The organism is Zavarzinia sp. (assembly GCF_041650655.1).
Lineage (GTDB): Bacteria > Pseudomonadota > Alphaproteobacteria > Zavarziniales > Zavarziniaceae > Zavarzinia.
This window is the reverse complement of record NZ_JBAZKR010000060.1, coordinates 21,745-28,373: the sequence shown is the minus strand read 5'-3', so window position 1 is coordinate 28,373 and position 6,629 is coordinate 21,745. Positions and strand designations below refer to the sequence as shown.

Sequence of the window (6,629 nt, the reverse complement as noted above, 5' to 3'; positions counted from 1 at the left end):
TCGAAATCGATCCCGGCGACGGTCAACGGCGGTGCCGTGATGACACCAGAGGCATCACCGTTGGAGAACCAGTCGAATTTGGTCAGCGCCCATTGCACGAAGAATTGCGCGGCGAGCGTCGAAACCGCGAGATAGAAGCCCTTGAGGCGAAGCGAGGGCAGCCCGAAGACGAGACCGAAGCCGGCCGCCGTGAGCCCGCCCAAAGCAAGCCCGCCGAGCAGCGGCAGACCGGGCACGCGCAGCAGGAAATTATAGGCGGCGAAGGCGCCGACCGCCATGAAGGCGGCCGAGCCGAGCGAGATCTGCCCGGCATAGCCGGTCAGCAGGTTGAGGCCAACACCGGCCAGCGAGAGCGCCAGGAAAGGCACCAAGATCGCATCGAAGAGATATTGATCGCCGACGAAGGGCAGCACGCCGAAGGCGAGCACCAGCAACAGGAGGAGCGGAACCGGCCGCGTCCAGGCGGGCAGCGACGGACGGGCGGAGGCAAGCGTCAGGTCGGCCATGGTCACACCCGTTCGACGAGTTTCTGGCCGAACAGGCCGGAGGGCCGGATCAGCAGGAAGGCCAGGGCCGCGACATAGGCGAACCAGCCTTCGATGCCGCCGCCGAAGAAGGGGCCGATATAGACTTCGGCCAGTTTCTCGGTCGCCCCGATCAACAGGCCGCCGACGATGGCCCCCGCGATCGAATCGAAGCCGCCGAGCACCAGGACCGGCAGTGCCTTGAGGACGACCAGGGAAAGCGAGAACTGCACGCCGAGCCGCGCCCCCCAGAGCAGGCCGGCGACCAGCGCGACGACACCCGCCGCGATCCACACCGCGGCCCAGACCCGGGGCAGCCGGATGCCGACCGAGAGCGCCGCCACCTGATCATCGGCGACGGCGCGGAAGGCGAGGCCGGTGCGCGTCTTGCGGAAGAACAGCACCAGTGCTGCGACCATCAGGCCGGCGACGGCGGCGGCGAAAAGGTCGAATTGGCTGATGAAGATGCCGGCCGCCTCGATCGGGGAATCGTCGATGCCGAGTTCGAGCCCGTGGACCTGGGCGCCCCAGAGCAGTTGGGCAGCCCCCTCGATCACATAGGAGAGGCCCAGCGTCGCCATGAAGAGCGTGATCGGCGGCTGGTTCACCAGAGGGCGCAGCACCAGGCGTTCGATCGCCAGCCCGATCACCACCATGGCCGCCAGCGTGGCCGCCAGAGCGGCAACGAAGGGGAGGCCGCGCTCGACCAGGCTGACGAAAGTCAGCGCCGCGAACAGGAGCTGAGCCCCTTGGGCGAAATTGAGCACGCCGGAAGTCTTGTAGATCAGCACGAAGCCGATCGCGACGAGCGAATACATGACGCCGGAGAGCAGACCGCCGACCAGCACTTCGAGCAGGAAATCCATCGTATCGCTCCTCAGTGGCGGGCGCCGAGATAGGCTTCGATCACGCGGGGATCGCGCTGCACGGCCTCGGGCGTGCCGTCGGCGATCTTCACGCCGTAGTCGAGCACGACGATGTGATCGGACAGGTTCATGACGACCCCGATGTCGTGCTCGATCAGCAGGACGGTCGTGCCGAAACGCGCCTTGGCGGCATTGACGGCGTCGGAGAGTTCCTGCTTCTCGGCCGCACTCATGCCCGCCATCGGCTCGTCGAGCAGGAGGAGCTTCGGATGCGCGGCGAGCGCCCGGGCCAGTTCGACGCGCTTCTGCACGCCGTAGGGCAATGCCGCCACAGGCCGTTCCGCGAAGCCGTGGAGGTCGAGGAAATCGAGCAGTTGCTGGGCTTCGGCCCGCGCCTCCGCCTCTTCGCGGCGCGCCCGGGGCAGGCCCAGGATCTGCTCGGCGAGGCCGGCGCGATGACTGAGGCTGCGCCCGGTCACGATGTTCTCGATCACGCTCAGGCCCTTGAACAGGGCGATGTTCTGGAACGTCCGGGCGATCCCGGCCTTGGCCGCGCGGCGCGCGCCCCGCCCGGTCAGATCGCGGCCATTGAAGAGGACGCGGCCGGCCTGAGGCCGGTAGATCCCATTGATCACATTGAGCAGGGAGCTCTTGCCGGCGCCGTTCGGGCCGATGATCGCCAGCGTCTCGCCCGCGGCGGCGGCGAAGCCGACCTCGGACAGCGCCTTGACGCCGCCGAAGGCGAGGCTGACGCGATCGAGCGACAGCAGCGCACCGGTCGCCCGCGCAACCTGGGTCTCCCGCTCGCGGGTGAAGGCCGGGGTATGGCCCAACTGCTCCAGCGCCCAGGCCGTGGTGATCGGATCACTCATGACGTTACATCCTCCGGCCTCCGGGCCGGCGTCGGCCGGCCCGGCGCCCACACACGGTCAGGCGACGGCGACCTCGATCGGCTTGGCTCGCTCGAGTTCGCGCAGCAGCGGCAGCACCTTTTCGCCGAAATAGGCGACTTCTTCCTGGAAATGCAGAAAGCCACCGAGCACGAGATTCACGCCCAGGGTCTTCAGGTGATAGATGCGCTCGGCGATCTGTTCGGGCGTGCCGATCAGATTGGTCTTGAAGCCATCGTTGTATTGGACGAGGTCGTTGAAGCCGGACTTCGACCACATGCCCTGGCCGTCCGGTGCTGCTTGGCCCGCCTGCTTCACGGCACCACCGAAGGCGTTCACCGCTTCCGCATCGGCCTGGTCGATGATCGCCTGGAGTTCCGCCTTGGCTTCCTTCTCGGTCTCGCGGGCGATGATGAAGGCGTTGACGCCGAATTTCACCTGGCCGGCGCGGCCGTTCCGCGCGGCGATCGCGTTGACGTCGTCGATCTGCGCCTTGTGGCCGTCCGGCGTATTGCCGTTCATGAAGTACCAGTCGGACACGGCACCGGCATTTTCCCGCGCGGCCTTGCTGTTGCCGCCCTGGAAGATTTCGGGGTGCGGCGCCTGCAGCGGCTTCGGGCGCAGGTTGAAATCGTTGATCTGGTAGAAATCGCCCTTGTAGGTGAAATGGTCCTGCGTCCAGATGCCCTTCAACACCTCGATGAATTCGCGGCTGCGGCGATAGCGCTCGTCATGCTCGAGCCAGGGCAGGCCCAGCGCGGTGAATTCGCCCTTGAACCAGCCGGAGACGACGTTGATCGTCCAGCGCCCGCCGAAGAGCTGGTCGGCCGAAGCGCCGAGCTTGGCGATCACCGCGGGATGCCACGGCCCGGGCAGGATCGCGGCGATCACCTTGAGCCGGCTGGTCGCGGCCAGCAGCGCCGTCGAGAAGGTCGTCGATTCGTGCTGGTATTCGGCGCCGTAGGAGCCGATGAAACGGATCTGCGACAGGGCGTAGTCGAAGCCCGCCCGCTCCGCGATGCGCGCCAGCTCGATGTTGTAGTCGAGGTTCCATTCGGTCCGCTGCGGGATCTTGGAGACGACCAGGCCGCCCGAGACGTTGGGCACCCAATAGGCGAATTTGACGGCGTCGGCGGCGGTGATCTTGGGGGTTACGGCGTTCATCGGCGTTCTCCGGCTCGGGACTTCAGGCGGTCTGGACGAGGGTGACGGCGGGCGGGGCGACGGTGAGCGGGGCAACCAGCGCCCGGCGGTCGAGCAGGCGGGCCGCCTCGCTCACCGCCCGTTCAGCACGGGCGCCGATCGCCGGGTTGGTCAGGCGGTAGTCGGTGAAATCGGCCTCGGTCGCATAGACGGTGGTCGGCACCGTATAGGTTCCGAAAAATCCGAGCAGCGGGCGCAGTTGATGCTCCGTCACCAGGCCGTGCAGGGGCGAGCCGCCGGTCGCCGCCAGGACCGCGACCTTGCCGGCCAGGGCGTCGAACCCGACGAGGTCGAACAGATGCTTGAACAGCCCTGAATAGGAACCGCGATAGACCGGCGTGCCCAGGATCAGGACGTCGGCGGCCTCGACCGTGCGCACCAGGCTCTCGCCCGCGGGCGAGAGGCGGTCGCGCGTCGGCGCCGCCAGCAGTGCCGATGCCTCGCCGGCCAGGTCGATCGCGCTGTGCCGCACCGGCAGCCGCACCGACAGCGCGTCGTTGATGACCTGCAGCAGGCTGCCCGTCCGCGACGGCGCACGCGGGCTACCGTTCACCGACACGAGATGGAAAGGCGTTGAATAGGGCACGGCATCACCTGGTTACAAAATTACACCAGGTAACAACATCAAGAATCATGCCAACATATTTTTTCAGTGTTTCTGCGAGTTATACTTTTTTGCTCGCTCAATCTCTGTCGGGATTGCCGCAGGACGGTTGATCGACTGCACAGAAATCAGCAATTGCCCTCGCCCAACCCGGGAAATCGGCCAAGAAGAAAGGCGCCGCTGGTGGGCGGCGCCTTTCGGCGTTCTGCAATCTTAAGAATTACGTCGCGGCGGTCCGATGAGGCCGTAGCGCTGCATCAGTGTGCGCAGCACGTTGCGCGTGATGCCCAGGCTGGCGGCCGCCTGCATCTGATTGCCGTGGCTCGCGGCGAGCGCCCGCGCCACCAGCAGATGCTGCACCCGGCCGAACAGATCGGGCGCGTCGAAGCCGAGCAATTCGTCGAGCAGGCCGCCGAGGCGGTCCATGCGGCCGTCGGTCGGGGCGGCGGCACCGCGCCGCTGGCTGAGCCTCAGGTCCAGAGCGGTGACGAGGGAGGTGCGCAATCCGACCAAGGCCGCTTGAATCACGTTTTCCAGCTCGCGGATGTTGCCGGGCCAGCCGTGGCGCAGCAAAGCCGCCTCGGCCTCGGCGGAGAAATGGACGGGGCCGGGAGACGAGGCGTAGAGCGCGGCGAAATGGCGGGCGAGCGGCAGGATGTCGCCCGGCCGTTCGCGCAAGGGCGGGATGCGCAGCGCCGCCACCTTGATCCGGTAATAGAGGTCCTCGCGGAAGCGGCCGACCGCGATCGCCTGTTCGAGGTCGACATTGGTCGCCGTGACCAGGCGAACGTTGATCGGCTTCGCCACCCGGGCGCCGACCCGGGTCACTTCCCGCTCCTGGATCACGCGGAGCAGCTTGGCCTGCATGGCGGGCGCCAGTTCGCCGATCTCGTCGAGGAAGAGCGTGCCGCCGTCGGCCGCCTCGAACCAGCCGGCCGTCGCCGTCACCGCCCCGGTGAAGGCACCGCGCTCGTGACCGAACAATTCGCTCTCGAACAGGCTCTCGGACAGGGCGGCGCAATTGACCGCGACGAAGGGACGGCTGCGGCGGGTGCTCCGTTCGTGGATCTGGCGCGCCACCAGTTCCTTGCCCACACCGGTCTCGCCCAGCAGCAGGATATGGACGGTGGCACGCGCGACGCGGTCGATCTCGGCCTCGAGACGGACCGAGGCGGGATCGACGAAGATCGGTGGGGCATGCGCCGCGGCGCCCGGCGAAATGGCAATCACATTGTTTTCCGGCATGGTTGCCTCCAGTCGACGAAAAGCACGGCCGCCCGGGACCCCGGCCGGCAGTAACCACTCGCGATCAGCAACATCGCGCTCGACCCTGCTCCCGAGGCCGGGACGGGGGCCGATACAGTCGGCTCAACTGACGAATGCCGGCCATCTCCCGCCTCACGAATGCAAACACACCCGGATTATCTGTATTTTAAATAATTCTACGTCAATGATGAATAACTGAAATCAATTTGCAGCCGGTGGCAGAGCACTGGTCCTATCGGTCGACCGGAGCCACGCCGCGCCTGACCTGACCCCTTTTGCTTCATCCAGTCGGGAGCAGAGACCTGTGGTCATTTGATCTGGGCCCCAATTTTGGACCAGGTGAGCCGGGAAATTCCGGCTTCATTCGCCGACCGGCTGGCCGGGACGGCCGGTCGGCGGATGAAGCTCTCTCGGCGTTTTGCCGCCGATCGAGCTGTGGGGACGCACCTCGTTGTAGTCTCTACGCCAAGCCTCGCATTCCTGCCTCGCGTCGTCGGGGCTGAGGAACCAGTTCGCGTTCAGACACGCCGCCCGGAACTTGCCATTGAACGACTCGATGAACGAGTTGTCCGTCGGCTTACCGGGCCGGGAGAAGTCCAGCGTGACACCCCGCATGAACGCCCATAGATCGAGCTCCTTCGAGACGAACTCCGGGCCGTTGTCGACACGGATCGTCTTCGGCGTCTTGTTGCGCAGTTGCAGGCCCAACTCGCGATAGAGCCGCCAAACGCATTTGGCGTTCACCAGCCAGCCCTCCCGGCGCAGCAACACATGGATGCGACGATAGCCGTAACGCACCCGCGTCTCCGCAATCTCCTTGATCCGCTTCGACAGTGCGGCCTGCGAGCGGCGCCTCGCCTTGTCATGGTAGCTGGAGCGCTCGGCCTGAAGGACAGAGCAAGCCAGACGGATCGAGACCTGCCACGCTCCTCTGACCTGGTCGACCAACTCGCGCCGCCGCGCAGGCCCCAGAGCTTTCGCTTGATCACGCCCTGCAGCATCTCCTTGTCCAGCGACAGGTCCGCCACGATCCGCTTGAGCTTGGCGTTCTCTTCCTCGAGCTGCTTCAGCCGCTTCATCTCGGAAGGCATCAGGCCGCCGTACCTCTTGCGCCAACTGTAATAGGTCGCCTCGCTGATCCCTGCCTTCCGGCACACCTCGGCGACCGCCGTTCCTTCCTCCGCCTGCCTCAGGACGAAGGCAATCTGCTGCTCACTGAACCGCGACTTCTTCATGGAAAATCCTCCGCCCGGCCAGGACGGCTAAATTAGAATTT

General features: G+C 66.0%; 5 protein-coding genes and 2 pseudogenes. All 7 read right to left on the bottom strand.

Features of this window, described 5'->3' with window-relative positions; translation table 11 throughout:
- Positions 1–506: pseudogene (locus WC493_RS14435) on the bottom strand (branched-chain amino acid ABC transporter permease); the annotation flags it as partial.
- A 2-nt stretch (positions 507–508) separates the two neighbouring features.
- The gene (locus tag WC493_RS14430) at positions 509–1,390 is read right to left on the bottom strand and encodes a branched-chain amino acid ABC transporter permease (RefSeq protein WP_373066232.1); all 882 of its coding nucleotides are present in this window, start codon (positions 1,388–1,390) and stop codon (positions 509–511) included.
- A gap of 11 nt (positions 1,391–1,401) precedes the next feature.
- Complete coding sequence (locus WC493_RS14425) at positions 1,402–2,262, bottom strand: ABC transporter ATP-binding protein (RefSeq protein WP_373066231.1); 861 nt, start codon at positions 2,260–2,262, stop codon at positions 1,402–1,404.
- Between the two features lie 57 nt (positions 2,263–2,319).
- Complete coding sequence (sfnG, locus tag WC493_RS14420; RefSeq protein ID WP_373066230.1) at positions 2,320–3,444, bottom strand: dimethylsulfone monooxygenase SfnG; 1,125 nt, start codon at positions 3,442–3,444, stop codon at positions 2,320–2,322.
- A 22-nt stretch (positions 3,445–3,466) separates the two neighbouring features.
- Complete coding sequence (locus WC493_RS14415; protein WP_373066229.1) at positions 3,467–4,069, bottom strand: NAD(P)H-dependent oxidoreductase; 603 nt, start codon at positions 4,067–4,069, stop codon at positions 3,467–3,469.
- Between the two features lie 231 nt (positions 4,070–4,300).
- Positions 4,301–5,332: a sigma-54 interaction domain-containing protein gene (locus WC493_RS14410; RefSeq protein ID WP_373066228.1), complete on the bottom strand. Its 1,032-nt coding sequence runs from the start codon at positions 5,330–5,332 to the stop codon at positions 4,301–4,303.
- Positions 5,333–5,713: 381 nt separating this feature from the next.
- Positions 5,714–6,588: pseudogene (locus tag WC493_RS14405) on the bottom strand (integrase core domain-containing protein).
- Between the last annotated feature and the right edge of the window lie 41 nt (positions 6,589–6,629).

Excerpts from the sequence above, each read along its gene's own strand:
- WC493_RS14425 (WP_373066231.1), bottom strand. The coding sequence starts at position 2,262 with ATGAGTGATCCGATCACCACGGCCTGGGCGCTGGAGCAGTTGGGCCAT.
- WC493_RS14410 (WP_373066228.1), bottom strand. The coding sequence starts at position 5,332 with ATGCCGGAAAACAATGTGATTGCCATTTCGCCGGGCGCCGCGGCGCAT.
- sfnG (WP_373066230.1), bottom strand. The coding sequence starts at position 3,444 with ATGAACGCCGTAACCCCCAAGATCACCGCCGCCGACGCCGTCAAATTC.
- WC493_RS14430 (WP_373066232.1), bottom strand. The coding sequence starts at position 1,390 with ATGGATTTCCTGCTCGAAGTGCTGGTCGGCGGTCTGCTCTCCGGCGTC.